This is a genomic window from Amycolatopsis sp. NPDC049159, from assembly GCF_040648295.1.
GTDB lineage: Bacteria > Actinomycetota > Actinomycetes > Mycobacteriales > Pseudonocardiaceae > Amycolatopsis > Amycolatopsis pretoriensis_A.
In genome coordinates, this window is record NZ_JBEZDL010000015.1 from 167,011 (window position 1) to 191,242 (window position 24,232).

At 72.6% G+C, this 24,232-nt stretch carries 25 protein-coding genes; 8 read left to right on the forward strand and 17 right to left on the reverse strand.

The features are described from left to right. Positions 1-17 precede the first annotated feature (17 nt). Entirely contained in the window at positions 18-572 is a 555-nt protein-coding gene (locus AB0B33_RS27290; RefSeq protein WP_360776874.1) for a CGNR zinc finger domain-containing protein, read from the reverse strand. A gap of 167 nt (positions 573-739) precedes the next feature. Between AB0B33_RS27290 and AB0B33_RS27295 the strand changes: the two genes are divergently transcribed. The 3 genes from AB0B33_RS27295 (at position 740) to AB0B33_RS27305 (ending at position 3,180) form a co-directional block, all read left to right on the forward strand. Beyond that, complete coding sequence (locus AB0B33_RS27295) at positions 740-1,423, forward strand: AzlC family ABC transporter permease (RefSeq protein WP_360776876.1); 684 nt, start codon at positions 740-742, stop codon at positions 1,421-1,423. Further along, positions 1,420-1,740, forward strand: a complete 321-nt coding sequence (locus AB0B33_RS27300; protein ID WP_247022762.1) for an AzlD domain-containing protein — start codon at positions 1,420-1,422, stop codon at positions 1,738-1,740. Before AB0B33_RS27295 ends, AB0B33_RS27300 begins: the two co-directional genes overlap by 4 nt. A 531-nt stretch (positions 1,741-2,271) precedes the next feature. Beyond that, a complete protein-coding gene (locus tag AB0B33_RS27305; RefSeq protein WP_360776878.1) occupies positions 2,272-3,180 on the forward strand; it encodes a LysR family transcriptional regulator in 909 nt (302 codons plus the stop codon). A 389-nt stretch (positions 3,181-3,569) separates the two neighbouring features. Here AB0B33_RS27305 and AB0B33_RS27310 read toward each other — a convergent pair whose 3' ends face one another. Genes AB0B33_RS27310 through AB0B33_RS27375 form a run of 14 tightly spaced genes read right to left on the reverse strand, consistent with a single transcriptional unit; the run spans position 3,570 to position 17,474 of the window. Further along, complete coding sequence (locus AB0B33_RS27310; protein WP_360776880.1) at positions 3,570-4,088, reverse strand: flavin reductase family protein; 519 nt, start codon at positions 4,086-4,088, stop codon at positions 3,570-3,572. A gap of 26 nt (positions 4,089-4,114) precedes the next feature. After that, entirely contained in the window at positions 4,115-5,638 is a 1,524-nt protein-coding gene (locus AB0B33_RS27315; protein WP_360776882.1) for an amino acid adenylation domain-containing protein, read from the reverse strand. Continuing rightward, complete coding sequence (locus AB0B33_RS27320) at positions 5,635-6,570, reverse strand: hypothetical protein (RefSeq protein WP_360776884.1); 936 nt, start codon at positions 6,568-6,570, stop codon at positions 5,635-5,637. Before AB0B33_RS27320 ends, AB0B33_RS27315 begins: the two co-directional genes overlap by 4 nt. Before the next feature lie 24 nt (positions 6,571-6,594). Then, positions 6,595-7,491: a 4'-phosphopantetheinyl transferase superfamily protein gene (locus tag AB0B33_RS27325; RefSeq protein WP_360776886.1), complete on the reverse strand. Its 897-nt coding sequence runs from the start codon at positions 7,489-7,491 to the stop codon at positions 6,595-6,597. Then, on the reverse strand, positions 7,488-8,582 hold the full coding sequence (locus tag AB0B33_RS27330; protein WP_360776888.1) for an acyl-CoA dehydrogenase family protein: 1,095 nt from the start codon (positions 8,580-8,582) through the stop codon (positions 7,488-7,490). The genes AB0B33_RS27325 and AB0B33_RS27330 overlap by 4 nt, the downstream gene beginning before the upstream one ends. After that, positions 8,575-9,726, reverse strand: a complete 1,152-nt coding sequence (locus AB0B33_RS27335; RefSeq protein WP_360776890.1) for an acyl-CoA dehydrogenase family protein — start codon at positions 9,724-9,726, stop codon at positions 8,575-8,577. Before AB0B33_RS27335 ends, AB0B33_RS27330 begins: the two co-directional genes overlap by 8 nt. Continuing rightward, positions 9,723-9,974, reverse strand: coding sequence for a phosphopantetheine-binding protein (locus tag AB0B33_RS27340; RefSeq protein WP_247022770.1), 252 nt, complete (start codon positions 9,972-9,974; stop codon positions 9,723-9,725). Before AB0B33_RS27340 ends, AB0B33_RS27335 begins: the two co-directional genes overlap by 4 nt. A gap of 2 nt (positions 9,975-9,976) precedes the next feature. Next, positions 9,977-11,254, reverse strand: coding sequence for a type III PLP-dependent enzyme (locus AB0B33_RS27345; RefSeq protein ID WP_360776892.1), 1,278 nt, complete (start codon positions 11,252-11,254; stop codon positions 9,977-9,979). After that, positions 11,238-12,740, reverse strand: a complete 1,503-nt coding sequence (locus AB0B33_RS27350; RefSeq protein ID WP_360776894.1) for a class I adenylate-forming enzyme family protein — start codon at positions 12,738-12,740, stop codon at positions 11,238-11,240. The genes AB0B33_RS27345 and AB0B33_RS27350 overlap by 17 nt, the downstream gene beginning before the upstream one ends. Next, a complete protein-coding gene (locus AB0B33_RS27355) occupies positions 12,737-13,840 on the reverse strand; it encodes an acyl carrier protein (RefSeq protein ID WP_360776896.1) in 1,104 nt (367 codons plus the stop codon). The genes AB0B33_RS27350 and AB0B33_RS27355 overlap by 4 nt, the downstream gene beginning before the upstream one ends. Continuing rightward, positions 13,833-15,185, reverse strand: a complete 1,353-nt coding sequence (locus AB0B33_RS27360; protein ID WP_360776898.1) for a TrpB-like pyridoxal phosphate-dependent enzyme — start codon at positions 15,183-15,185, stop codon at positions 13,833-13,835. The genes AB0B33_RS27355 and AB0B33_RS27360 overlap by 8 nt, the downstream gene beginning before the upstream one ends. After that, positions 15,182-15,469: an acyl carrier protein gene (locus AB0B33_RS27365; protein WP_360776900.1), complete on the reverse strand. Its 288-nt coding sequence runs from the start codon at positions 15,467-15,469 to the stop codon at positions 15,182-15,184. Before AB0B33_RS27365 ends, AB0B33_RS27360 begins: the two co-directional genes overlap by 4 nt. Continuing rightward, positions 15,466-16,209 (reverse strand): alpha/beta fold hydrolase, encoded by a 744-nt coding sequence (locus AB0B33_RS27370; RefSeq protein ID WP_360776902.1) that lies wholly within the window; start codon positions 16,207-16,209, stop codon positions 15,466-15,468. The genes AB0B33_RS27365 and AB0B33_RS27370 overlap by 4 nt, the downstream gene beginning before the upstream one ends. Further along, the gene (locus AB0B33_RS27375; RefSeq protein WP_360776904.1) at positions 16,209-17,474 is read right to left on the reverse strand and encodes a glutamate-5-semialdehyde dehydrogenase; all 1,266 of its coding nucleotides are present in this window, start codon (positions 17,472-17,474) and stop codon (positions 16,209-16,211) included. Before AB0B33_RS27375 ends, AB0B33_RS27370 begins: the two co-directional genes overlap by 1 nt. Before the next feature lie 183 nt (positions 17,475-17,657). Between AB0B33_RS27375 and AB0B33_RS27380 the strand changes: the two genes are divergently transcribed. The 4 genes from AB0B33_RS27380 to AB0B33_RS27395 are packed head-to-tail and all read left to right on the forward strand — an operon-like array spanning position 17,658 to position 21,823. Beyond that, complete coding sequence (locus tag AB0B33_RS27380) at positions 17,658-18,659, forward strand: aldo/keto reductase family protein (protein ID WP_247022778.1); 1,002 nt, start codon at positions 17,658-17,660, stop codon at positions 18,657-18,659. A 14-nt stretch (positions 18,660-18,673) separates the two neighbouring features. Next, positions 18,674-19,732 (forward strand): fatty acid desaturase family protein, encoded by a 1,059-nt coding sequence (locus AB0B33_RS27385; protein WP_360776906.1) that lies wholly within the window; start codon positions 18,674-18,676, stop codon positions 19,730-19,732. After that, positions 19,719-21,056 carry a PLP-dependent transferase gene (locus tag AB0B33_RS27390; RefSeq protein ID WP_247022780.1) on the forward strand — a complete coding sequence of 446 codons (1,338 nt, stop codon included), beginning with the start codon at positions 19,719-19,721 and terminating at the stop codon, positions 21,054-21,056. Before AB0B33_RS27385 ends, AB0B33_RS27390 begins: the two co-directional genes overlap by 14 nt. Continuing rightward, positions 21,053-21,823 carry a gamma-glutamyl-gamma-aminobutyrate hydrolase family protein gene (locus tag AB0B33_RS27395; RefSeq protein ID WP_247022781.1) on the forward strand — a complete coding sequence of 257 codons (771 nt, stop codon included), beginning with the start codon at positions 21,053-21,055 and terminating at the stop codon, positions 21,821-21,823. Before AB0B33_RS27390 ends, AB0B33_RS27395 begins: the two co-directional genes overlap by 4 nt. Here the strand turns inward: AB0B33_RS27395 and AB0B33_RS27400 are convergent. Continuing rightward, the gene (locus tag AB0B33_RS27400) at positions 21,772-22,407 is read right to left on the reverse strand and encodes a hypothetical protein (protein ID WP_360776908.1); all 636 of its coding nucleotides are present in this window, start codon (positions 22,405-22,407) and stop codon (positions 21,772-21,774) included. The genes AB0B33_RS27395 and AB0B33_RS27400 overlap by 52 nt on opposite strands. Positions 22,408-22,572: 165 nt before the next feature. Here AB0B33_RS27400 and AB0B33_RS27405 point away from each other — a divergent pair, with 165 nt between their 5' ends. Then, the gene (locus tag AB0B33_RS27405) at positions 22,573-22,881 is read left to right on the forward strand and encodes an EthD family reductase (protein WP_360776910.1); all 309 of its coding nucleotides are present in this window, start codon (positions 22,573-22,575) and stop codon (positions 22,879-22,881) included. Here AB0B33_RS27405 and eno read toward each other — a convergent pair. Continuing rightward, positions 22,865-24,148, reverse strand: coding sequence for a phosphopyruvate hydratase (gene eno, locus AB0B33_RS27410; protein ID WP_247022784.1), 1,284 nt, complete (start codon positions 24,146-24,148; stop codon positions 22,865-22,867). The genes AB0B33_RS27405 and eno overlap by 17 nt on opposite strands. Between the last annotated feature and the right edge of the window lie 84 nt (positions 24,149-24,232).

Here is a 24,232-nt window from a genome sequence, read left to right on the forward strand (position 1 = left end):
TCGTCCGCTGTCCGGGCTCAGCTCGTGGTCGCGGCGGCGCGGCGGGCGCGGTAGGCGCGCATCTTGTGGCGGGCGCCGCAGACCGACGTCTCGCACCAGCGGCTCACCGCGTTGGGGGAGCGGTCGTAGTAGGCCCACAGGCAGTCTTCGGCACCGCAGATCTTCAAGCGCGCCAACGAGCCGTCGAGGCGCGCGGTGACCAGCGTGGCCAGCACCCGGGTGATCGCCGTGTCCAGCGCCGTGGCGCCGTCGCCGACGAACTCCGCGCCGGGCGGGCCGGCCTGCAGGAGCGGGCGGGTGCCGGTGCGGGCCAGTTCGCCGTTGAGCACGGCCGCCGCGGCGGGTGCGCCCTCGCCGCCGTGCAGCAGTTGCCGCAGCGCCTCGCGAACCCGGCTCATCCGGGTCAGGTCCGCCTCCGATGGCCGGGCCGGGCAGGGCAGTCCCTGCGCTTCCGACCACGCCAGCAGGCCGGCCGGCGCGGTGAAGTCGTCGCGGTTTTCCAGCAGCTCGCGGGTGTTCACCAGGCTCTGGAGCACGGTGAGCGGGGGTGGTGCCGCCGGTCTCGGGGTCATGACCAGCAGATTACCAGTAACTCCCACTGCTGGTTACCACGAACGGCGCAACCCTGGTGTTTCAGGTGTTTACCGAGAAATTTGCCGGGTAGTGCCACTCGGCCGGGTTACCAACACTCGGGTTGGTTGGTAACGTTGATCGTGTCGAGCCCGAGGAGGTGAACATCGTGACCGAAACCACCGCTGAACGCCGTTCACCGGCCCGGGTCGTGCGCCCGGTGCTGCCGGTGGCCGCGGCCGACCTGGCGGACGGCATGGCCTTCGGTGCCCTCGCGGCCTCGGTCGGGATGGGTGTGCTGGCCCCGGTGGCCATGTCGCTGCTGGTGTTCTCCGGCAGTGCCCAGTACGGCGCCGTCGCTGTCATCGGGCAGCACGGCTCGGTCTGGGCCGTGGTCGGCGCCGCGGCCGCGCTCAACGCGCGGTACCTGTTGATGGGCACCACGATCGCCCCGGCGCTGACCGGGTCGGCGTGGTCGCGGGCGGGAACGGCGCTACTGATCACCGACGGGTCCTGGGCGATCGCCCACCGCGGTGACGGGCGCTACGACCTGCGGACCCTGCGTGTGGCCGGAGCGCTGTGCCTGTGCGGCTGGACGGCGGGGACGGCGCTGGGCGCCCTGCTCGGCGACGCCATCGGCGACCCGGGCCGGCTCGGCCTGGACGCCGCCTACCCGGTGTTCTTCCTCGGCCTGCTGCGCGCGCACCTGAAAACCGCGCGCGCGTGGATCCTGGCGGTCCTCGGCGTCGTCGCGGCGGGTGCGCTGGTTTCGTGGGCGCCCCCGGGTGTCCCGGTGCTGGTCGCCGGCGCCGCGGGTGCCGTGGCCGGCGCGGCTTTGGGGGTGCGGCGATGACGTACCAATGGGTGATCGTGCTGGCGCTCGGCGCCACCGCGCTCACGTTGCGGGTGGTCGTGCCGCTCGCGGCGGGCGGGCGGGAACTGCCTCCCTGGCTGCGCAACGCGCTGACGTGCGCGACCCCGGCCCTCATCGCCGGGCTCGTGGTCACCTTGCTGTGGCCGACCTCGGGGGACGTGTCTTCGACGCGGACGCTCACCGCGCTGGCGGGCGTCGGCGCCGGGGTCGCGTTGCTGGCCGGCAAGCGGTCCATCCTGACCGCGATGATCGGCGCCGCCGTCGTGAGTGCCGTGCTGCGTCTGGTGTTCGGCTGATTCGAAGTCGGGGCAAGTGGCTCGGCCGTGAAACGCAGGAAAAGCTCGCAGGTTCGAAAAGTGTGCTCATCCCGCGGAGAGGATGAAGGGGATGACGGGGCGATGCTGGTCTTTTGGAGTGAAGGACGTTGCCGTACCGGCCACGGCGGGTGAAAGCGCCGAGCGCCGCCGCCCGCCCGATGGGAGCAGTTTCCCGGTCCGGGCCGGGTGGTATCCGCAAATCGGAAAACAAGAGGTCTTCCACCGGCGGGAAAACGCCGCGGATGCCGATCGGGGGAACGTCGTCGTGAAGGGTGCCGTGCCGGTGGTTTGCCACCGGCCGCTGGGAGGTTTCGTGTCCGGGTCCGGGTTGCTCCACCGCCGCGAGGACGCGGCCGATCGGAGAACTGCTCAACGCGACCACGGCGTGCGTGCGGCGGTGCCGCGAAAATCCACCCCGTTCAGCGAAAGGAACACTCGCCCTGGTACGGGGTTCGAACCCCGTACCGCTCGCGCGGACCGGTGGTGAACCGAGCTGTGGACACCGCATCGTTGACGACCTTCCTGAGCGTCGCCGAGAAGTCCAGCTTCACCAAGGCGGCCGGTGACCTGAGCGTCGCCCAGCCGACGGTCACCGCCCGGATCAAGAAACTGGAGCGCGACCTCGCCTGCGACCTGTTCCACCGCACCGGCGCGCTCGTCCGGCTCACCACGGCGGGTCAGCGCTTCCGGCGCTACGCCCACAAGATCGTGAAGCTGAGCCGGCTGGCGGAGGAGACCGTGCTGGAAGGCACCGCGGTCGGCGACGTGCTGACGGTCGGCGCCGACAGCGGCCTCACGTCCTACCGGCTGGTGCCGATCGTCGAGTACCTGTACCGGCGGCACCCCGAGCTGGCGCTGGAGATCCGGCCGCTGGAGGAAGACCCGTGGAGCCGGATCGGCGATTCCGATGTGGACTGTGCCTTTTTCATCGACGTCTGCGAATCGTCGTCGAAGGCCGACTCGACGTTGCTGTGCCCGGAGCCGCTCGTGGTGGTCGCCGGCCAGGACGGCCCGGTCGGCTCGGAGCCGGTCCCGACGGCGCGCCTGGCGCGGCTACCCCTGCTGTGCGCCCATCGGGGAAGCGGTTACCAGCGGCTGTTCGAGCGCACACTGGGCGACGCCGCCGACACCCGGGTGCGTGCCCTGACGTTCGGCTCGATCGACGCGGTGAAGCACGCGCTGACGGCGGGCCTGGGTATTTCCCTGCTGCCTCGCCTCAGCGTGGCGAAGGAGCTGGCGGAGGGCCGTCTGGTGGAGGTGCCGTGGACGGCGCCGTTCCAGGTCTTCACCCAGGTCGCCTGGCACCGTGAAATCCGCACGGACCCGAGGTTTTCGGTGTTGCTGGACGCGGCCGCCCGCGCGACGGCGGAGCAGGTCGCGGACGCGGGCATGCGCCCGGCTCGCCGTTCTGCTCTCTGAACCGAGTTCGCCCGGCAAGAAGCCCGGCCCGCCGATCCGGCGGACCGGGCTTTTCGGGCTTCGAGCGTCTGGGATCGCCAAGGGGCCTGCCGCCGACGATTGCGGTGCGGGGTTGCGGCACGCAGACCTCGCGGGCCGGTGCCGATCCGGCTGGGGACGCGGCCGACCGAGGGCCGGCTTGCCGGAAGCGGGCGAGGGCGCCGGAAGCAGCCGAGCGCCGGGCCCGCCGGAAGCAGGCCGAGCGCCGGGCCTTCCGGGAAGCCGGTGCCGGGCGTTCCTGATCGCTCATCCTCGAGAGGGTTTCGCCGCCGCCCGTGAGGCACTGTGGGCCAGCAGCGCACAGCAAAAAACCCGGCCCGCCGATCCGGCGGGCCGGGCTCTCCGGCTCCTCAAGCCCCCAACGGGTACTGCTCCCTCCCGTAAAGCACCGTCGGGGCCGCGTTCGTGTCCCGCAGCCAGACCACCTTGCCCACCACCACCGTGTGGTCCAGCAGCGTCGCGGTGTCTCCCACCTCGCAGACCAGGGCCATCCCCGCCGCCGAGAGCACCGGGATGCTGCGCTCCGGTTGCCACGGGACGCCGTCGAAGCGCTCGGCCGGGCTGCCCGTCGCGAATTTGCGGGTCAGCGCCCGCTGGGACCAGGACAGCGTGTTGACGGCGAACGATCCTGTGTCGAGGATCGCCGCGAGGGTGCGGCTGTGGGTGCCCAATGACACCAGGACGCTTGGGGTGTCCGCCGAAAGGGACATCACCGCGTTGGCCGTGCAGCCGACGGGGGTGTCCTCGGTGACCGTCGTCAGGACCGTGACGCCGGTCGGCAGTTTCGCGATCGCGCGGCAGAACCCTTCCGTCGGCACCAGGTCCGGCACGGTGGCGAGCGGGGACTGGGTGGCTTGTGCGGTTCCCATGGTCTTCCCTTCCGGTGCGCCGGCGGTCATCCGCGCTGCCCGATCGCGTGCGCGGTGAGTGCCGAACGGTCGATCTTGCCGTTGACGTTGAGCGGCAGCGCGTCCAGCACGGTGAGCCGCCGGGGCACCATGTACCCGGGCAGCCGGGCGGCCGCCGCGGTGAGCAGCCGGTCGGGGTCGAGGCCCGAACCCGTGCACACCGCTTCGAGCTCGGTCGTGCCGCCGCTGCCGGGCAGGGCCAGCACGATCGCGTCGCGAACCGCCCCCTGGTCCCGCAGCACGGCCTCGATCTCGCCGAGTTCGACGCGGTAGCCCTGCACCTTCACCTGCTGGTCCGACCGTCCCAAGTGGACGAGGGCACCGTCCTGCCAGGACACCCGGTCGCCGGTGCGGTACCAGGCGGTGTCGTCGAGCTCGTCGTCCGCGCCGTGCAGCCGCGCGGTCTCCTCGCCCGGGCCGAAGTGGTAGAACCGGCCTTCGTTGGCGGCCGGGTCGAGGTAGCCGGGGAAGCGCTGGGGGCCGCGCGCGCAGAGTTCGCCCTCCACGGCGGGACGGCCCTGGTCGTCGAGCACGACGTGGCTGACGCTGGGGTGGGGTCGCCCGATCGGCACGGTCCCGTTGGGCGTCACCGGCCAGTCCGCCGGGTCGGCAGGCAGCCGGAACTCCGCGCAGCTGATCGTCAGTTCCGTGGGCCCGTACAGGTTTTCCACGACGCCGCCGGGTGCGGCGCGCTGCCACGCCTCGGCCTGGTGCGTGGTCAGCGGCTCGCCGCAGAAGAGGCTCCAGCGCAGCGACGGCATGCTGTCCGGCCGCAGGCTGCGCAGCCGCTGGGCGTAGGACACCATCGACGGCACGGCGAACCAGTGCGTGAGCCGCTTCTCCGCGACGAACCGCACCGGCGCCAGCAGGTCCTCGCGGCTGGGGACGACGAGCGTCGCACCGCCGCTCCACGCCGTGAACATGTCGAACACCGACAGGTCGAAGGTCAGGTCGAACGTCTGCGAGACGCGGCTGCCCGGCGCCATCCCGTACCGCGGCACGACGTGGCCGAGGTAGGAGCAGACGTTGCGGTGCCGGATCGGGACGCCCTTGGGCTTCCCGGTCGAGCCCGAGGTGAACAGGATGTAGGCCAGGTCACCGGTGCGCGGCTCCGGCGGGGTGCGCGCGGCGCCGTCGCCGGGTTCGGCCATCACCAGTTCCGGCACGCCGAGGCCGGCCGTCTCCTCGGTGAGGACCAGGTCCAGGCCGGCGGCTTCGGCGATCATCCGGTTGCGCTCTTCGGGAAAGGCCGGGTTGAGCGGGACGGCGGTGCTGCCGAGCCGGTGCGCGGCCAGGTAACCGGCGTACGTCAGCACGCTGCGCTCGGCCAGGATGCCGATCCGGGCGGGCACGGACCCCACCGCGGTGACGGCTTCGGCGGCGATGTGCCCGGCGAGCTCTCGCAGTCCGGCGTAGGTCAGGGTGCGCGCTCCGACTTCGAGCGCGGGTTCGGCGGCGTGCTTTTCGGCCGACTCGGCGAACCACTGGTACAGGGTCTCCATGGTGCTCATGCCTCCGATACGGGCTCGGTGGTCGTCTTTTCCTGGACGCGCAGCAGGTCGTCGAAGGTCCGCCGCAGCAGGCCGGCGCGCGGCCGCCCCCGGACGGCGGATTCCGCGGCGAACCGGACGACCTTCGGCAGCTCGCCCCAGCTGACCGCCGCCGCGGCCGCGGCCTCCGCGCAGATGTCGCCGTTCGCGGCGAGCACTTCGAGGTGGTAGGTGTAGTGCCGGCTCGCCGCCCAGAGGTCGTCGCCGTAGCGGGCGGCGGCGGTCTCGTCCCCGGTCAGCACCTCGCTGACGCGCTCGAGCGTCTCGGGCAGGCCGTGCGTCCAGGGGGCCGGGTCGTCGGCGGGCGTCTCGCCGGTGGTGCGGGCCAGCCAGCGGAACCGGTCGGCGTGCACCGGTTCGGCGGCGGTGCCGAGCGCGTAGCGGTCGCGGTTGGCGATCTCCGCCGGCCACGGCGCGTGCGGGGCCAGCGCGCGCTCCAGCGTGGCGTCGTCCAGCCAGCCGAGGAACGGTTCCTGTTCGCCCAGCGGGGTCAGCGCGCGGAAGTGGTCGGCCACCAGCCACCGCCCGTCACGCCGGGCGAGCAGCAGCAGCCAGTGCGGCGAGTGTGCGATCTCGCACGCCGGCGACCAGGGCAGGTGGAAGGTGTCGGCGACGGTCAGCACCCGCCCCGACTGGGCGATCTCGGCGTGGAACCCGGCCGCGGCCCCCTCCCAGCCGGTCGCGCCGAAGTAGCCGAGCGGCGCGCCGTCGTCGACGCGGGTGTGCTGGGAGAACACCAGGTCCCCGGGCCCGCTGTCGCTGCGGACCGCCAGCCGGACGGCGTGCGCCAGCCGGGTCTTGACGCCGGGGTCGTCGACTTCGAGGTAGGCCACCAGGTTGGTGGTGTAGCAGCTGAGTTCCGGGACTACGTCCGGGGCGTTGATGAGGTGCACGTCGACCTCCCTTGTCGTGGTGGGTCACCGGTGGGGTGCGGGGTGGAAGGCGCAGCTCAGCGGCACCGGCGACCGGGTGCGCAAGCTCAGCCAGGTGAAGCCGCCCCAGCGCCCGGACAGCGCGCCGGGCGGGACGTCGATCGACCAGGGCCGTCCGCTCATGCCGGTGCCGGCCGCCTTGACGCACGCCTCCTGCACGGTCCACACCCAGGCGAACTCCTTCGCCCGAAGGAGCCGGGGCAGCCCGGCGACGGCGGCGGCGTGCGAGCCCAGGCACCGGCGGACGGCCGAGTCGCTCAGCCGGTCCGGCGGCAGCTGGACGTCGACGCCGACGTCCCCGTGCGCGCAGACGGCCGCCGCGATCCGCTCCCCGTCGTGGGAGACGGTGATGCCGGGCAGCGCGAGGTCCGGGGCGCCGTGCAGCCGGGGCTTCCCGGCCGGGTCGGCGTGGACCGGCAGCGCGGCCAGGTCGGGCCGCACCCGCCGGAGCAGGCGTCGGAGGAGGTGCCGCCCGGCGAGGAATTCCGGGCGGTGCCAGGCCGGCCGGGTGGCGGCTTCGGCGAGGTCGTCCGGGTGGACGGGTCCGTCGCCGAGGTCGGTGCGGTCGGCCGAGGCGACCCAGACGCCGGGAGCGACCTGGGTGCCGTCGGCGGTCACTTCGGGGTGGCCGTGGGGGTCGACCCGCGGCTCGCCGAGGCCGGCGACGGTGACGGCCTCTCGGCGGACGGCGGCGTATTCACGGGAGAGCGCCGCTCCAAGGCCCGCACTTTCACGTGAAAGTGCCGGTTCGAGGGCCGCACTTTCACGTGAAAGTGCGGGGGTGGGGGTGCTTTCGCGGCAAGGTGCGGGGGCGTGCCCGGCACCGTCACGGGAAAGGCCGAGGTGGTCCCGCGCCGGCCCGCCGTCCGCTCGGGTGCTCATGTCCGCAGCTCCGTGAGCAGGGACTCGGCGTCGTCGGCGATCGCGCCGAGCATCAGCTCGGTCACCCCGCCGCCGATGCCGAACACCGCCGCCTCCGCGCGGACCAGCTGGAGGCCGTCGTCGGCGAAGCCGTCGGCGCCGCGCCAGCGGGCGCAGCTGGACAGGACCTCGTCGGCCGTCAGGCCGATCGACGCCTTCAGCAGGGCCGCGCTCGTCGTGTCGTGGTCCGTCACCACCCGCTCGCCCAGCGCCTCGTGCAGCGCGCGCAACGAGCGCACCCGCACCAGGCAGGCCGCGAACTCCTGGCGGATCGAGTCGTGGTCCCACAGCGCGCGGCCGTCGATCTCCCGCCGCGTCAACGCCTCCCGCGTCTCCGCCAGCACCCGGCTGGTGAGCGCGGTGGCCCACTGGGCGCCGGCGAGGCGCTCGGTGCCCATGTGCCGGGCGAACAGCGCCAAGCCGCGGCCCTGCCGGCCGAGCACCGCCGACGCGGGCAGCCGGACGTCGCAGAACTCGACGTGGCCGATGCCCGCGCCCGCCAGGAGCGTCGTCGTCGCCGGGGTGACGCGCACGCCCGCCGCGTCCGCCGGGACCAGGACCCAGGTGAACGCCGTGAAGTGCCGCCCGGGCCGGTGCCGGGCCAGCACCAGGAAGTACGCCGCCCGGGTCGCCGTGGTCACCCACCGCTTCCCGCCGTCCAGCCGGACCGTGTCGCCGTCGATCTCGACTTCGGTGCCGAGCCCGGTGAGGTCGGAGCCGGCCGCCGCGGTGTCCGTGGCGGCCAGCGCGACCTCGCAGTCGCCGTCGGCGACGCGGTCGAACTCCGGCCCGGTGCCGGCGGCCAGGATCGGCAGGGCGCTCGCCGACTGGACCAGCACGCTCAACGTGATCCCGTTGTCGCCGCGGGCGTCGACCTCGCGCAGGGTGGCCGCGAGCCGCGCGGGGTCGGCGACCAGGCCGGTCGGCGTGCGCTGCCGGTACTGGTCGCGCAGCACGCCGGCCGAACCGAGCCGCTGCCACACCCGGGCGCCGCCGGCCGCCGCATCCACAGTGGACAGCACGCCGCCGTCCAGGAGGGCTGTGTCAGGCAAAGCGCACCTCCTGGTCGAGGAGGGTGAGCCGGCCGTCGGCGAGGTGCAGCCGGTCGTTGCTGTAGTTCAGCACCGCCGAACGCAGGTCCCGCAGCGACTGCTCCAGCCGCGTGGGGGAGTCCCGCAGGTAGCCGTGGCGCATCCCGACCGCGTCGACCAGCTCGTCGACCGCGCGGTAGCACTCCTCGGCCGCGGTGATCTTCACGGCGTTGATCAGCAGCTGCACCTTCGGCACGCTCAGGTCCGCGGTGGTCTCGACCACCTGGCGAGCGTGCCCGATCAGCGCGTGCACGGTGTCCAGCCGCTGGCGCGACCGCGACAGCCGCGTCAGCAGCAGCTCCGAGTTCAGGTCCGTCTTGCCGCGGCTGCCGCGCACCGACGCGATCACCCGCGACAGCGCCCCGGCCGCCGTGCCCAGCCAGCAGGACGCCCAGCCGAGGTGGGCCAGCGGTCCGAACACGGTGGTGACGATGGTGTGGAAGTCGCCGTGCCGCCCGACGACCTGGTGGGCGGGCAGCCGGCCGCGCAGCTTCATGGCCCCGCTGTCGCTGGCCCGCATGCCCAGCGGGTTCCAGCCACCGGCGGGCTCGATCTCCACCTGCTCGCGGGACGCGTAGACCAGCGACACCTGGTTGTCGGCTTCGGAGTCCGGCGACCGCATCGTGATGAGGAACCCGTCGGCCTGCTTGCCCCCGGTGACGATCGGGGCGAAGCGGTCGACGAGCAGCTCGCCGTTCTGCCACGCGGCGGCGGACTCGGCGGTCAGCAGGTGCCCGCCCTTGCCCGCCTCGGTGGTCACCGAGCCGAGGTAGAGCCGGCCCGCGGCGATCTCCGGCACGAGCTCCGCGCGCAGCTTGCCTTCGGCGTGCGCGAGCACGGCGGCGACCTGCTGGCAGTGCATCGCGAAGATCATCGCCAGCGACATGTCCACGCGGCCCAGCTCGGTGCTGGCCTCGAGCACGTCGGCCAGCGATCCGCCGAGCCCGCCGTCTTCGGCGGGCACCAGCAGCCCGAGCAGTCCGGTCGCGCGCAGCTCGTCGAGCGCCTCCACCGGGAACGTCGCTTCGTCGTCGGTCCGGCGGACGTGCTCCTCGGCGACCTTGGTCACGCGCCCGACGAGTTCGGCGAGCGGTGCGGTGGTCATGACGAGACCCCCTCGCGCTCGAGCTGGGCCTGCACGGCGGTCCACAGCGTGCCGCCGGTGGCGAAGGTCGCGTCGGTGATGTCCTCGTCCGGCAGGGAGACGCCGAAGACGTCCTCGATCTCGAACAGCACGTTGATCGACTGCATCGAGTCGAGCCCGCGCTCGCGCAGGGAGTCGTCCGGGCCGAGCTCGCGGCCGTTGAGGAACTTCAGGTACGGGGTCAGCAGTTCGGCCATGCGGGGGTCCATGTTCACTCCTCATCTCGGGGGTCAGTGGTCCTGACCAGGCCCACGCGGGAGGTCCGCGCGGGGGCGCCGGGGCGGTCGCCGTCGACGACGACCTCCGCCGGCAGGGGGTGGCCCAGGAAGGCGACGAGGCTGGCGTACAGCCCGTAGGCGCCGACGTTCGGCACCGCGACCAGGTCGCCGGGGCTCAGTTCGGGCAGTTTCGCGGTGCGCGCCCAGGTGTCCAGCGGCGTGCACAGCGGTCCGGCGACGAGCGCCTCCAGGACGTCCGGGCCGCCCGGGCCGAGCAGGCGGGGTGCGAGCGGGGGCAGCCGCCGCATCCCCGACATGCCGCCGAGGTGGTTGATGCCCGACTCCAGCACGACGATGTCCTTGCCGTGCGAGCGCTTGACGTCCAGCACCGCCGTGACGAGGGTGCCCGCTGTGCCGACGAGATAACGCCCGGATTCGAACACGATTTCCGGGCCCTCTTCGCGCCAGCCCGGCAACTCCTCGGCGAACAGCGTCTCAAGGCCTTCACGCAGCCCGGGCAGGTCGACGGCGGTGCCGTCCTTCGCGAACGGGGCACCGAAACCGCCGCCCAGGTCGAGGGTCCGGAAGCGGACCCCGTGCGGGGCCAGGGCTTCCCGCAGCCGCGCGGCGGTGGCCAGCGCCCGGCGGAACTGCCCGAGCAGGTCGTCCACTTCGGTCAGGTTGGTGCCCATGTACAGGTGCAACCCCACCGCCTCGGCGTGCTCGCCGCCGGCGAAGCGGGCGGGTTCGGCGACGATCCAGCCGGTGTCGGCGCCGAACTGCGAGGGCACGCCGGTCATCGCGAGGCCCTGCCCCGGTACCGGCTGGTCGTCGTTGACGCGCAGCAGGTAGCGGGCGCGGACCCCGGCCTCGCCGGCGAGCCGGTCGAGCTGGGTGATGGCGTGCGGGGAGTCCACGGAGAACTCCCGCACGCCGGCCCGCAGCGCGGCCGTGATCTCGGCGTCCCGCTTGGCGGGTCCGGTGTAGAGCACCTGCGCGCCCGGCCAGCCGGCGTCGAGCGCGGCCCGCAGCTCGCCCGTGGAGCAGACCTCCGGTCGGGCACCGGCTTCGCGCAACGTGCTCAGCACGTCCGGGTGCGGGTTGGCCTTGAGCGAGTACAGCAGCCCGGTGCCCCCGGGCAGGGCGCCGTCGAGCCGCCGGTGGTTGCGGCGGACCTCGGCGAGGTCGTAGACGTAGGCGGGGGTGGGCAGCCCGGCGAGTCCGCCGGGCAGCTCCGGGAGCCCCGCGGGTCGCTCAGCGAGCAGCTCCACCGGACACCTCCTCGGCCATCGACGCCAGCGCCTTGCGGTCGACCTTCCCGTTGCCGGTCAACGGAAGCGTCTCCACGCGCAGGCAGCTCGCCGGGATCTTGAACTCCTCGATCCGGGTGCGCATCCCGTCGAGCACGCCCTCGGCGGCCAGCTCGCCGGTGACGAACAGCCAGGCCGGCCGGGTGTCCTTCGGGACCAGCACCGCGGCTTCGCGGACACCGGGCACCCCGCGCGCGGCGGACTCGACTTCCGTGGCGCTGACGCGGAACCCGCGCTCCTTGTAGATGTCGTCGCGGCGGCCGTCGAAGTAGAGGTAGCCCTGCTCGTCGAGCCGGCCGTAGTCGCCGGTGCGCAGCTCCGGGAACAGCCCGTCCACGCGAGGGAACTTCTGCGCGGTGAGCTCGGGACGGCGCCAGTACCCGGCCATCACGTTCGGGCCGCGCACCACGATCTCGCCGACCTCCCCGGCGGGCAGCCGCTCGCCGGCGTCGTCGATGACGAAGACCTCCGTGCCGGGCAGGGCGCGGCCGCTGGAACCGGGCCGGTCCAGGTCGCCGTCCACCGGCATGATGGTGGCGCGCTTGCACTCGGTCAGCCCGAACATCAGCTGCACGCGCAGGCCGGGGATGGCCGCACGCAGGGATTCCAGCGTGCCGGTGGGCATCGCCGCGCCGGTGTTGGTGAGCAGCCGCAGGTCGGGTGCGGGCTTCGGGCGGCGCCGCAGCAACGCGCTGAGCGCCTCGGCGACGGCCGGGACGGCGGGTAGCACGGTGGCGCCCGAGCGCACCAGGTTGCCGACCAGCGACGGTCCCACCTCGGTGGGCGCGCCCAGCACCAGGTTCGACCCCGCCGTGACGGACAGGAACACCTGGTACAGGCCGTAGTCGAAGGACAGCGGCAGCGGGCTGTAGACGACGTCGTCGGTGCGGTACTCGAGCACCGACGCGATCGCGCCGGTGGCGAACAGCAGCTGCTGGTGCGTGCTGACCACGGCCTTGGGCAGGGACGTCGTGCCCGAGGTGTAGATCAGGCACACCGGGTCGACCGGCAGCGGGGGAGCGGGTAGGTCGACGGTCCGGCCGGGACCGGCGGCCAGCTCCGCCACCGAAGCCGTCGGGACGCCGGCGGCTTCGGCCGACTTCCGCACGTCCTCGTCGTCGGTCACCACGAGCACCGGCTCGGAGTCGGCGAGCACGTGGTCGAGGCTGCTGCCGCGAACCTGTTCGTGCAGCAGCGAAAACGCGACCCCGGCCCGGGCGGCGCCGAAGACCACGGCGGGCAGCAGTGTGCTCGCCGGGGCGTTGATCAGCAGCCGGTCGCCGCGGCGGGCGCCCCGGACGGCGAGCGAAGCGGCGACCCGCTGGGCGGCGCCGGCGAGCTCCTCGTAGGTCGCCGAGGTGCCGCGGCAGGTCAGCGCGGTCCGGTTCGGCCACAGCCGGGCGGCGTGGTCGAGCAGTTCGTGGAGCACTCGCGGTGCGTAGGTCATCGGGTTCCTCCTGCGGCCAGGACAGCCCGGCACAGGCCGTCGACGTGGGTGAGTTTTTCCGGGACCAGGTCTTCGGCGGCGAATTCGACGCCGAGGTCGCTTTCGATCCGCTCGACGATCTCCATCATGCGGAACGAGCTGAAGCCGGGGATCTCGCCGAGCGTGCGGGCGTCGGCCGGGGGCGGGGTGCCCAGCACGGTCCCGATCACCGCGGTGACGGAGTCGCGCACCCCGGTCGGCACCTCGTCGCTGTCCACTGTGGACACCGCCACCGGCTCGGTGGGCTCGGTGAACGCGACGTGGTCGGTCGCGAGGCACTCGAGGAGCCGGTCGTACACCGCGCGCGGTTCCGCCCGGCCCGCGGAGACCCGGCGGCTCGCCAGGTAGACCTGCTTCGCGAGCGCGTTCCACTCGCCGAGGTGCGCCCGGACGGTGTCGGTGTCCAGTCCCATGGCCGCGGCGTGCAGGTGGCGGCTGCGGCTCAGCAGCCACGTCTGCAGCGTCAGCCCCCGCACCGCCCGCACCCGGTCCGGGTGGTCGGCGTAGGCCGCGACGTACGTGCCGGCGTCGGCCAGTTCGACCAGCGGCGTCCGGTCGGCCGGACGGTCCCCGGCGGCGATGTCGAAAGTCAGCGCGCCTTCGGGAAGCGCTTCCGCGAGCTCCTCGCGGCTGAGGGTCCACCGGCCCGGCCGGGCCGCGCCCCACTGGGTGTCGTTGTGGTAGCCGTCCACGACGGCGACGCCGTCGCCGTCCGGCTCGACCAGGAAGCTGTGCTGCAGGTGCTCCTTGCGGTGGTAGGGGACCCACGGCAGGTGGTAGGCGTCCGCCACCGCGTAGCAGCCGGGGCCCGGTTCGAGTTCGCCGGCGGAGGCGATCCGCGCACGGCGGGTGACGCGCAAGCCCAGCAGCGCGGCGGACTCGGCCACCTGCGAGTCTACCTGCGGCTCGACGGTGGGGAGCGCGTCCGCGCCCGGGCGGGGCCAGAAGCGCAGGACGCGGCCCATCGCGAGGTGGGTGCCCGTGCCGTGCAGGCGGTCGGCGAGTTCGGCCAGGTTGACCTGGACGCAGTCGAAGAGGCGGTGGTCCAGCTGCTCAGCCATGGTGACCACTCCCCGCGACCGCCAGTCCCTGGACCGGCTTCAGCCGATCCATCGCCGACACGAGCGCCTGCTCCGCGGGCGGCTCGGCGGTGAGCTCGCCGTCGAGCAGCTGCTGGTAGGCCGACAGGTCGAGGTAGCCGTGCCCGCTCACGCAGGCGACCACGCCGCGGTCCGACCCGCCGTCGGTGGCCAGGCGCGCGGCGACGGCCAGCGCGTGCCCGGATTCCGGTGCGGGGAGCACCATTTCCGACCGCGTGAAGGCCTGGCCGGCCTCCAGCGCCTCGACCTGGCCGACGGCCTGCGCGGTGACCTGGTCCCGGTGCCGCATGGCGGAAATGACCTTCGCGGCACCGTGGAAGCGCAGGCCGGCCGAGTGCGAGTCGGGGATCGGGTAGCTGGAGCCGATCGTGTACATCGCCTCCATCGGGCTGACCCCGGTGGCGTCGGTCTTGTCGTAGGCGTAGACGCCGCGGGTGAGCTTCGGGGTGGTGCTGGACTCCGCGGCCACCAGCCGCGGGCACTCCGCCCCGGTCGTCGCGGCGTCGGCGAAGAAGGGCAGCGCGATCCCGCCGAAGTTCGAGCCGGCACCGACGCAGCCGACCACACTGTCCACAGTGGCCTCCAGCTCGGCGAGCTGCTCGATGGTCTCCAGCCCGATCACGGACTGGTGCAGGATGCTGTAGGTCTCGCCGCTGCCGATGCAGAACGCGGCCCCTTCGGTGCGCCCGGCGTACTCGACGGCTTCCCCGATGGCCAGCGCGAGGCTGTTCACCCCGCCGCCGACACGGGCGGCCACGTCGGTCAGGTCGCTCGGGCTGGCGTGCACGGTGGCGCCGAGGGCCCGCATCAACGTGCCCCGGTAGGGCTTCTTCTGCAGGCTCGTGCCGACCATGAACACCCGGCAGCGCAACCCGAACATCGTGCAGGCGGCGGCGAGGGCGGTGCCCCACTGCCCGGCCCCGGTGCCGGTGACCAGTTCCTTCACGCCGGCCTTGGCGTAGTAGTGGGCCTGCGCGAGCGCGGTGTTCAGCTTGTGGCTGCCGGAGATGTTGCCGCCCTCGTACTTGACGTAGATCGGCACCCGCGCGCCGATGGCGTCCTCGAACCGGCGGGCCCGCCACAGCGGGGTGGGCCGGAAGCTGCGGTAGGCGTCGAGCACCTCGGCGGGGATGTCCCAGAACTCGCGGTTCTGGGTGGACTGGCGGACCAGCGCGAACGGCAGGTTCACCGACACGCCGGCGTCCGAGCCGCCCGCGGGCGACTCCGGGCTCTGGTCCGGGGGCAGCGGCTCGTCCAGGTGCGGCAGCACGCTGCGCCAGCTGGTGGGCAGGGAAGTGCGGCTCATCGCAGTGCCTCCGTTCCGGTGGCGCCTTCGGCGACGACGTCGACGAGGTCGTCGACGGTCTTGAACGTGCGGCCGACGAACAGGTCGTCGGGCAGGGTCACGTCGAGCGCGTCTTCGAGGTGCACGAGCATGCCGACGAACCCCAGCGAGTTGAGGTGCAGCAGGTCGCCGTTGAGCGGTTCGTCGTCGTGGATCTCCTCCGGTGCCAGCGAAAGCCGGGATTCGGCGATCACCACGCGTTTGACCGAGTCGGAGACCGTAGTGCGATCGGGTCCGGTCGTCATCGTTGCCCTCCAAGGGGTTTCGGGGATCGGTTTCGTGCTCCGGTCAGGAATTCGTCGAGGTGGGCGAGTACGTCGGGTAGCGCTTTCCCGTCGAACACGTCGAAGTGGCCGCAGTCCAGTTCGCGGACCCGCAGCCGCGGGGACAACCGGGTCCAGTTCTCGACCTGGGTGCGGCGGTGCGGGCTCGCGCAGGCCATCAGCAGCGCCGGGCCGGGGTGGGTGCTGGTCACCCGGTGCCGTCCCGACGCGGTGACGTGCGCGTGGGCGGTGGCTTCGGCCCAGCGCTGGTCGCGGGGTGCGACCTTGGCGTGCACCGACCGCATGATCCGCTCGACGACGTCGGCGCGGTGCACCGAGCCGAACTCGTCGCGGCGGGTGAAGCTGTCGATCATCACGACGGCGGGAGCGGGCCCGGTCCGGGCCAGGCGTGCGCCCAGTTCCCAGGCGAGGACGCCGCCCATCGACCAGCCGATGAGCAGTTCCGGGCGGCGGGGCAGGGTGTCCAGCAGCGGCAGGTACCGCTCGACCATGGTCTCGATGTCGTCGTCGGGCCGCTCACCGGCGAACAACCCGCCGGCCCGGATCCCGCTCACGCCGTTGCGGCGGGCCAGCCGCACGGCCAGCGGGGTGTAGGGGCTCAGGCCACCGCCGCCGGGGTGCACGAGCACCGCCTGCGACGCTTGCGGCCGCCGGCTGAGCGGCAGCAGCAACGGCGGCGGCGCCGTCGTCAGGGTCGGCATCAGCTCGCCTCGCGCAGCCGGCCGTTGGCCTCGATCACCCAGCAGTAGTTCACCAGCGCGGCCAACGTGATCGGCCCGCGGGCGTGCAGCCTGCTGGTGCTGATCGCGATTTCCGAGCCCAGCTCCAGGGTCGGGCCGTCGTTGAGGCGCAGGGAACCGTTGACGACGATGGTGGCCGCGTCGACCCGGTTCGTGAACTCGCCGGTGACCGCCGGGTCGCTCGCCGCGATCGCCTCGCTGTGGCCGGAACCGTGCTGTTGGATGAACTCCACGGCCTCGCCGGGGGAGTCCACCGCCACCACGCCGATCGTGCTGTCGAGGAACTCGCGGCCCAGGTCGTGCTCTCCCAGCGCCTCCACCCGCCAGTCGCCGGTGGTCTCCGGCCGCGCCAGGCCTTCGCCGACCCGGATGGTCAGCGGGCGGCCGTCGTGGCGGGCTCCTTCCAGCAGCGCCTTCACGAATTCGTCGGCCACCGGGCGGTCGACCAGCGCGACCTCGAGCGAGGTGCAGCCGGCCGGGGCGGGGAGCTTGCTGTCCAGCGCGATCTCGACCGCCTGGGCCAGGTCGGCGCTCGAGTGCACGTAGAGGTGGTTGACGCCGCCGCCGCTGGCCAGCACCGGGATGGTGCTCGCGCGGTGGCAGTAGTCGATGAGGGACGGGCTGCCGCGCGGGATCAGCACGTCGATCGCGTCCGGGCGGCGCAGCAGGTCGCGCAGCACCGAGCGGCTGGGGTCGTCCAGCACGGAGACCAGGCCCGCCGGCAGTCCCGCGTCCGCCAGCGCGGCGGAGACGGCGGCGCCGAGCTCGGCGTTGGTCCGCGCGATCTCTTTGCCACCACGCAGGATCACCGCGTTCCCGGCGGCCACGTTCAGCAGCGCGCCCTCGACGGTGACGGTCGGGCGGGCCTCGAAGATCATCAGCACCACGCCCAGCGGCCGCGGCACGCGGTGCCGCACGCCCCAGTCGCCGATCGGGGTGCCCGGCGGGCGGCTGGTCAGCTCGTCCAGTTCGCCGGCGACCGTCGAAGTCAAGGCGACCAGTGCGGCGAGGTGGTCCTCGGTCAGCCGGAGCCGGTCGACGAGCACGTCGGGCAGGCCTTGCTCCCGCGCTCGTCCGACGTCGGTGTCGTTCGCTTCGCGGATCCGCGGCCACGCGGCGGTGAGCCGGTGGGCCAGCCCGGTGCAGAACCGCCCGTACGCTTCGGTGCCCAGCGGCGGTGCCGCGGTCGTCGCCGCACGTGCGGCGTCGATGATCTTGTCGACCATTGTTCTCCGATCTCGATTTCCCCCGTCGGATACCTCACGCTCTCAGCGGGAAATGATCCGGGCAAATGTGATCATGGACCGGTTGATGGGGTCATCAGGACTTTTGATAACCCCATTCGCGGCCCCTTCATCCGCGGCTTTAAACGTTGACTACGCGGAAATTTGCTTGGAGTGTCTTGAGGTATGGAACATCGACGACTCGGCCGCAGCGGCCTCTCCGTGAGCAGGATTTCCTACGGCAATTGGATCACCCACGGTTCGCAAGTGGCGGAGGAACAAGCCCGGAAATGCGTGGAAGCCGCGCTGGACGCCGGCATCACCACGTTCGACACCGCCGACATGTACGCCAACACCCGCGCCGAAGAGGTGCTGGGCCGCGCGCTGTCCGGCCTCCGCCGGGAGAGCCTGGAGATCTGCACCAAGGTCTACTGGCCGACCGGCCCCGGCGGCCCCAACGACCAGGGCCTGGGCCGCAAGCACATCATGGAGTCCGCGGACGGTTCCCTGCGCCGCCTCGGGACCGACTACCTCGACCTCTACCAGGCCCACCAGTTCGACCCCACGGTCGAACTGGAGGAGACCATGCTGGCCTTCGCCGATCTGGTGCGCCAGGGCAAGATCCTCTACGTCGGCGTCTCGGAGTGGACCGCCGAGCAGATCACCCGCGCCGCCGCGCTGGCCCGCGAGCTGCGGATCCCGCTGATCGGCAGCCAGAACCAGTATTCGATGCTGTGGCGGGTCATCGAGAGCCAGGTCATCCCGGCCTGCGAGCGGGAGGGCATGGGCCAGCTCGTCTGGTCCCCGATGGCGCAGGGCGTGCTGACCGGGAAGTACCTGCCGGGCAAGCAGCCGCCGGCCGGTTCCCGCGCCACGGACGGCGAAGGAAGCAGCTACATGGTCCGCTGGCTGCAGGACGACGTGCTGCGCCGCGTGCAGGAACTGCGCCCGGTCGCCGAGCAGCTCGGCCTGACCATGGCGCAGCTGGCCCTCGCGTGGGTGCTGCAGAACCCCAACGTCGCCACCGCCATCACCGGCGCCTCGCGCCCCGAGCAGCTCACGGACAACCTCAAGGCCGTGGACGTCGTGCTCGACGACGCCGTGATGCAGAAGATCGACGAGCTGCTCGACGGCGTCAGCCGCTTCGACCCGACGTTCATCGGCGTGCCGCTGACGGCCCTCGTCTGACCCAGGGAGGACCCGTGCCGGACACCGAGTGGGCCTACGACGGGAAGCGGTACCGGATGCACCGCTTCCCCGCGGAAGTGCGGGCCCGGATGAAACCCCTCAACCGCAGCGACAACTGGCACGCCGGGCTCGCCTGGCTCGAGGACGTCGTGTGGATCGCGGCCTGCGTGTGGCTGTGCGTCGCGGTTTCGTGGTGGTGCTACCCGCTCGCGGTGCTGGTCATCGGCGCCCGGCAGCGGGGGCTGTCCACGATCCTGCACGATTGCGCCCACGGCGTCGGGGCCGCCGACCACCGGGTGCGGATGCTGCTCGGCACCGTGCTCACCGCGTACCCGATCTTCCAGCAGCACTACGCCTACAAGGTTTCGCACGTGTTCACCCACCACCCGCGGCTCGGCGACCCGGACCGCGACCCGGACCTGCGGTTCTTCATCGAGCAGGGCGCCTACCGGGCCGCCTCGCCGCGGACCTACGTGCGCCGGGTGGTGCTGATGCCGCTGTTCGGCACGCAGACCTGGGCCTACCTGCGCTACCTCGTCCGCAACCGGTACCGCGTGCTGCGCGAGGGCCGCGGCCCGGAGGCGCCGCAAGCGGTCCGCGGTCCCAAGCGGGCGTTCGACCGCGCCGGGTTCTGGCTGTTCTGGGCCGCCGTCGCCGGCGTGTGCTGGTCGCAGGGGTGGACGCTCGAACTGCTGCTGTTCTGGTTCGTGCCGTACCTGACGAGCTTCCAGATCCTGGGCTGGTACATCGAACTCTCCGAGCACACGCCGCTCGTCCGCGACGCGCGGGTGGACCTGCACATGACGCGCAACCGCAAGAGCCGCGGCTGGGAGAAGTTCCTCACCGGCATCCACAACGACAACTACCACCTGGAACACCACCTCGATCCGCGCACGCCGTTCTGGAACCTCGGCAAGGCGAGGCGGGTGCGGCTGGCCGATCCGGACTACGCCGCGGTCGACGCCGTGCTGGGCGGGCTGTTCACCCGCGGTCCGCAGGGCCAGCCCAGCGCCGTCAGCGCGATCGTCACGTCCATGTCCGAACCGAGGGAGCTGTCCCATGCCGGTCACTGAACGCCCCGCCAGCACGCCTAAGCAGTTCCGGCGGGCCGAGTCCGCCGTGATGCACGCGGGCGCCGAGCTGCGCGCCGGCCCGACCGCGCCGGTGATCACGCCCATCTTCCAGACCGCGGCCTACGAGCTGCCCGACACCGGTGCGGCCGCGGGCATCTTCGAGCTGAGCGAGGACGGGCACGCCTACACCCGCCTCAACAACCCCACCTGCGACGTGCTGGAAGCGCGGATCGCCGCGGTCGACGGCGCCCCGGCCGCGCTGGCCGTCTCCACCGGGCAGGCCGCGACCACGGTGGCCCTGCTGAACCTCTGCCAGGCCGGGGACAACATCGTCAGCTCCGACGAGCTCTACGGCGGAACGTGGAACCTGCTGGCCAACACCTTCAGGCGGTTCGGCGTCGAGACCCGGTTCGTCAGCCCGGAAGACCCGAAGAACTTCGCCGCCGCCACCGACGAGCGCACCCGCGCCTACTTCGGCGAGACGCTGCCCAACCCGAAGCTGCGCATCTTCCCGATCGAAGACGTCGCCGGGCTCGCCGAACAGGCGGAAGTGCCGCTGGTGCTGGACAACACGCTGCTGCCGATGGTCTGCAACCCGCTGGACTTCGGCGCGAACATCCTCGTCTATTCGGCGACGAAGTACATCGGCGGCCACGGCAGTGCCCTGGGCGGGCTCATCGTGGACGGCGGCACCTTCGACTGGACCCGCCACGCCGCGCGGCACCCGCTGCTGACCGAGCCCGACCCGGCGCACGGCGGCGCGGTGTGGACCGAGACCGGCGCCGGGCTCGACAGCGCGCTGGGCCGCAGCCCGTACCTGCTCAAAGCGCGGGAAACGCTGCTGCGCGACCTCGGGGCGTGCCTGAGCCCGTTCAACGCCTTCCTGCTGATCCAGGGCATCGAAACGCTTCCGCTGCGGATGCGCGCGCACGGTGAGAACGCGGCCGCGGTGGCGAAGTTCCTCGACGCGCACCCGGCGGTGGCCTCGGTCAGCCACCCGACCCTGGCCGGCGGCGAGCAGGAGGAACTGCTGCGGCGCTACCTCGGCGGCAACGGCGGCCCGCTGGTGCAGTTCGAGCTCACCGGCGGGCAGGCGGCCGGCCGCCGGTTCATCGAAGCGCTCCGCCTCTTCGCGCACGTGACCAACATCGGCGACGTCCGGTCGATGGCCACGCACCCGGCGTCCACCACCCACGCCCAGCTGCCCGAAGCCGACCAGCTGGCGGCGGGCGTCACCCCCGGCTCGATCCGGCTTTCGCTGGGCCTGGAGCACCCGGACGACCTGCTCGAAGACCTCACCCGCGCGCTGGCGGGGGCCCGGTGAGCGCCCGGCCGCTGGTCGCGCTCGCCGCGTCGGCCGAACCGATCGGCGTGGTGCCGCACCTCGCGGTGCGCGAGGTCTACGTCCGGGCGCTGGAACGGGTTTCCGGCTGCTCGGTGGCCGTCGTCGGTGGTCCGGCCCCGGACCTGGCGGAGCTGCTCGGCCGGTTCGACGGCGTCGTCTTCGGCGGGCACGAGACCGACGTCCAGGCCGCCCGCTACGGCGGTCCGCCCCAGGACGGGCCCGTCGATCCGGCCCGCGACGAACTCGCGCTGCGGGTGCTGCCGGCCGCGCTGCGGGCGGGGGTGCCGGTGCTGGGGATCTGCCGCGGGCTGCAGGAGCTGAACGTGGCACTGGGCGGCACGTTGCGCGACCTGCCCGGCGACGAGCACCGCGAGGACCTTTCCCAGCCCCGCGACCGGCAGTACCTGCCCGCGCACGACGTCGACCTCACCGAAGGCGGCGTGCTGCGGCAGCTGCTCGGCTATGCGCGCGTGCCGGTCAACTCGCTGCACCACCAGGCGATCGACCGGGTCGCGCCGGACCTGCGGGTGGAGGCGGTGGCCGCGGACGGCGTGGTCGAGGCCGCCTCGGCGGGCGACGGGTTCTGCCTCGCGGTGCAGTGGCACCCGGAGTGGTACGCCGAGACGGACCCGGTCTCCACCGCGATCTTCCACGGGTTCGGCGTGGCGGCCCGGCTCGCCGCCGGGCAGCGTGCTCAGGGCGTTCCCTTGCCCCGTCCCATGTCCAGCATCGGCATGAACAGCTGAGCGAGCGGCCCGATCGCGCAGGCGTACAGCAGGGTCCCGATGCCCACGGTGGCGCCGAGCGCGAACCCGATCACCAGCACCGCGATCTCGATGCCCCAGCGCACCGCCCAGATCGGGTGCCCGCGCCGGGCGAGCCCGGTCATCAGCCCGTCCCGCGGGCCCGGGCCCGCCTGCGCGCCGATGTAGCAGCCGGTGGCGAACCCGTTGAGCACGATGCCGGCGATCAGCACGACCCAGCGCAGCCACAGCTGGCCGAACGGCGGCAGCACCGCCAGCGCGAGGTCCATCGAGGTGCCGACGAGCAGGACGTTGCACAGCGTGCCCAGCCCCGGCTTCTGCTTCAGCGGGATCCAGAGCAGCAGCACGGCGGCGCCGATCAGGTTGGTCCAGACGCCGATGCTGAGCCCGGCCGTGCGGGTCAGCCCCTGCGCGAGCGCGTCCCACGGCTCGACCCCGAGCCCGGCGGCGACCACCATCGCGTCGCTGAAGCCGTAGAGCACCAGCCCGGAGAGCAGCTGGGACACCCGCCGGACCGGCCGCCCGGGTGGCACCAGCGGTGACTGCACCAGTTCGGCCACCCGCACGCGTGCTCCCCCCGTTCGCCGGCACTTCGCCCTGCCAGGGTAACGGCGGCGGGGCCCGCCGGCCGGGCGGCGGGCGCTCGACCGTCCACACCGGACACCCGGTCCGCGGCGCACCGCGGGCCGGGTTGTGCCAGGGTGGAGGGGACCACCTCCGAAAGGGAACCGATGCACCGGCTCACCGTGCTCGACCCGCCGCCCGCCGACGAAGCCCACTTCCGGGAGTACTACACCGGCACCCACCTGCCGCTGGCCGCGAAGCTGCCTGGCCTCCTGCACTCGGAGTACTCCTTCGACGTGGCCTCCCTGGCGGGGGAGCGGAAGTACTTCGCCGTGTTCCACGCCGACTTCGAGTCAGCGGAGACGATGGCCACCGCGCTGGGTTCCGAAGCGGGCAAGGCCGTGGCCGCCGATGTCCCCCACTACGCCACCGGCGGCGTGGAGATGATCCACTACCCGCTCAGCGGCGGCCGCTGATCGTGCTCGCGCCGGCGTAGCGCGCCTCCGAACCGAGCTCCTCCTCGATGCGGATGAGCTGGTTGTACTTGGCGGTGCGGTCGGCGCGCGACAGCGAGCCGGTCTTGATCTGGCCGCAGTTGGTGGCGACGGCGAGGTCGGCGATCGTGGTGTCCTCGGTTTCGCCGGAACGGTGGGACATGACCACGGAGTAGCCCGCCTTGTGCGCGGTCTCCACCGTGGTCAGCGTCTCGGTGAGGGTGCCGATCTGGTTGACCTTGACCAGGATCGAGTTCCCGATGCCGCGCTCGATGCCGTCGTTCAGCAGGTTCACGTTGGTGCAGAAGACGTCGTCGCCGACGAGCTGCACGCGGTCGCCGATGGTGTCGGTGAGCTGCTTCCAGCCGTCGTAGTCGTCCTGGGCGAGGCCGTCTTCGATCGAGACGATGGGGTAGCGGGCGGTCAGGTCGGCGAGGTAGGCGACGTGCTCCTCGACGCTGCGCTTGCGGCCCTCGCCGGTGTAGTCGTAGACCTCGCCGGTGTAGAACTCCGACGCGGCCGGGTCGAGCAGCAGGGCGATGTCCTCGCCGGGGGTGTAGCCGGACTGCTCGATCGCGCGCAGCACGAACTCGAGCGCCTCGTCGGCGGAGCTGAGGTTGGGCGCGAACCCGCCTTCGTCGCCGACGTTGGTGCTGTGCCCGGCGTCGTGCAGCGACTTGCGCAGCGTGTGGAACACCTCGGAGCCCATCCGCACGGCCTCGGCGAACGTCGGCGCGCCGATCGGGCCGATCATGAACTCCTGGAAGTCGATCGGGTTGTCCGCGTGCGCGCCGCCGTTGATGATGTTCATCATCGGCATCGGCAGCAGGTGGGCGAACACGCCGCCGGCGTACCGGTAGAGCGGCAGGGAACTGGCGGCCGCGGCCGCCTTGACCACGGCGAGCGAAACACCCAGCGTGGCGTTCGCGCCGAGGCGTGCCTTGTTCGCGGTGCCGTCCAGCGCGATCAGCGCCCGGTCGACCTCGGCCTGCGCTTCGGCGTCCAAGCCCACGACCGCTTCGGCGATCTCGGTGTTGACGGCGTCGACGGCCTTGCGCACGCCCTTGCCGTGAAAGCGCGCCTTGTCCCCGTCACGCAGCTCGACCGCTTCCCGGGTCCCGGTGGAGGCGCCCGAGGGTACCGCGGCCCGCCCGAGCGACCCGTCCGCCAGCTCGACGTCGACCTCGACGGTCGGGTTGCCGCGGCTGTCCAGAACTTCGCGGCCCTTGACCCGGACGATGGCAGTCATTGCGCTCCTCGGTGAGTTCGCCTAAACGGGGGCGGCGTCACAGTGAGCCGCGAGACAGGGGCGAGGCTAGCAGAAATCTCTGAA

Excerpts from the sequence above, each read along its gene's own strand:
- AB0B33_RS27290 (WP_360776874.1), bottom strand. The coding sequence starts at position 572 with ATGACCCCGAGACCGGCGGCACCACCCCCGCTCACCGTGCTCCAGAGC.
- AB0B33_RS27300 (WP_247022762.1), top strand. The coding sequence starts at position 1,420 with ATGACGTACCAATGGGTGATCGTGCTGGCGCTCGGCGCCACCGCGCTC.
- AB0B33_RS27310 (WP_360776880.1), bottom strand. The coding sequence starts at position 4,088 with ATGGGAACCGCACAAGCCACCCAGTCCCCGCTCGCCACCGTGCCGGAC.
- AB0B33_RS27315 (WP_360776882.1), bottom strand. The coding sequence starts at position 5,638 with ATGAGCACCATGGAGACCCTGTACCAGTGGTTCGCCGAGTCGGCCGAA.
- AB0B33_RS27325 (WP_360776886.1), bottom strand. The coding sequence starts at position 7,491 with ATGAGCACCCGAGCGGACGGCGGGCCGGCGCGGGACCACCTCGGCCTT.
- AB0B33_RS27335 (WP_360776890.1), bottom strand. The coding sequence starts at position 9,726 with ATGACCACCGCACCGCTCGCCGAACTCGTCGGGCGCGTGACCAAGGTC.
- AB0B33_RS27340 (WP_247022770.1), bottom strand. The coding sequence starts at position 9,974 with ATGGACCCCCGCATGGCCGAACTGCTGACCCCGTACCTGAAGTTCCTC.
- AB0B33_RS27350 (WP_360776894.1), bottom strand. The coding sequence starts at position 12,740 with ATGACCTACGCACCGCGAGTGCTCCACGAACTGCTCGACCACGCCGCC.
- AB0B33_RS27355 (WP_360776896.1), bottom strand. The coding sequence starts at position 13,840 with ATGGCTGAGCAGCTGGACCACCGCCTCTTCGACTGCGTCCAGGTCAAC.
- AB0B33_RS27360 (WP_360776898.1), bottom strand. The coding sequence starts at position 15,185 with ATGAGCCGCACTTCCCTGCCCACCAGCTGGCGCAGCGTGCTGCCGCAC.
- AB0B33_RS27365 (WP_360776900.1), bottom strand. The coding sequence starts at position 15,469 with ATGACGACCGGACCCGATCGCACTACGGTCTCCGACTCGGTCAAACGC.
- AB0B33_RS27370 (WP_360776902.1), bottom strand. The coding sequence starts at position 16,209 with ATGCCGACCCTGACGACGGCGCCGCCGCCGTTGCTGCTGCCGCTCAGC.
- AB0B33_RS27375 (WP_360776904.1), bottom strand. The coding sequence starts at position 17,474 with ATGGTCGACAAGATCATCGACGCCGCACGTGCGGCGACGACCGCGGCA.
- AB0B33_RS27380 (WP_247022778.1), top strand. The coding sequence starts at position 17,658 with ATGGAACATCGACGACTCGGCCGCAGCGGCCTCTCCGTGAGCAGGATT.
- AB0B33_RS27390 (WP_247022780.1), top strand. The coding sequence starts at position 19,719 with ATGCCGGTCACTGAACGCCCCGCCAGCACGCCTAAGCAGTTCCGGCGG.
- AB0B33_RS27405 (WP_360776910.1), top strand. The coding sequence starts at position 22,573 with ATGCACCGGCTCACCGTGCTCGACCCGCCGCCCGCCGACGAAGCCCAC.
- eno (WP_247022784.1), bottom strand. The coding sequence starts at position 24,148 with ATGACTGCCATCGTCCGGGTCAAGGGCCGCGAAGTTCTGGACAGCCGC.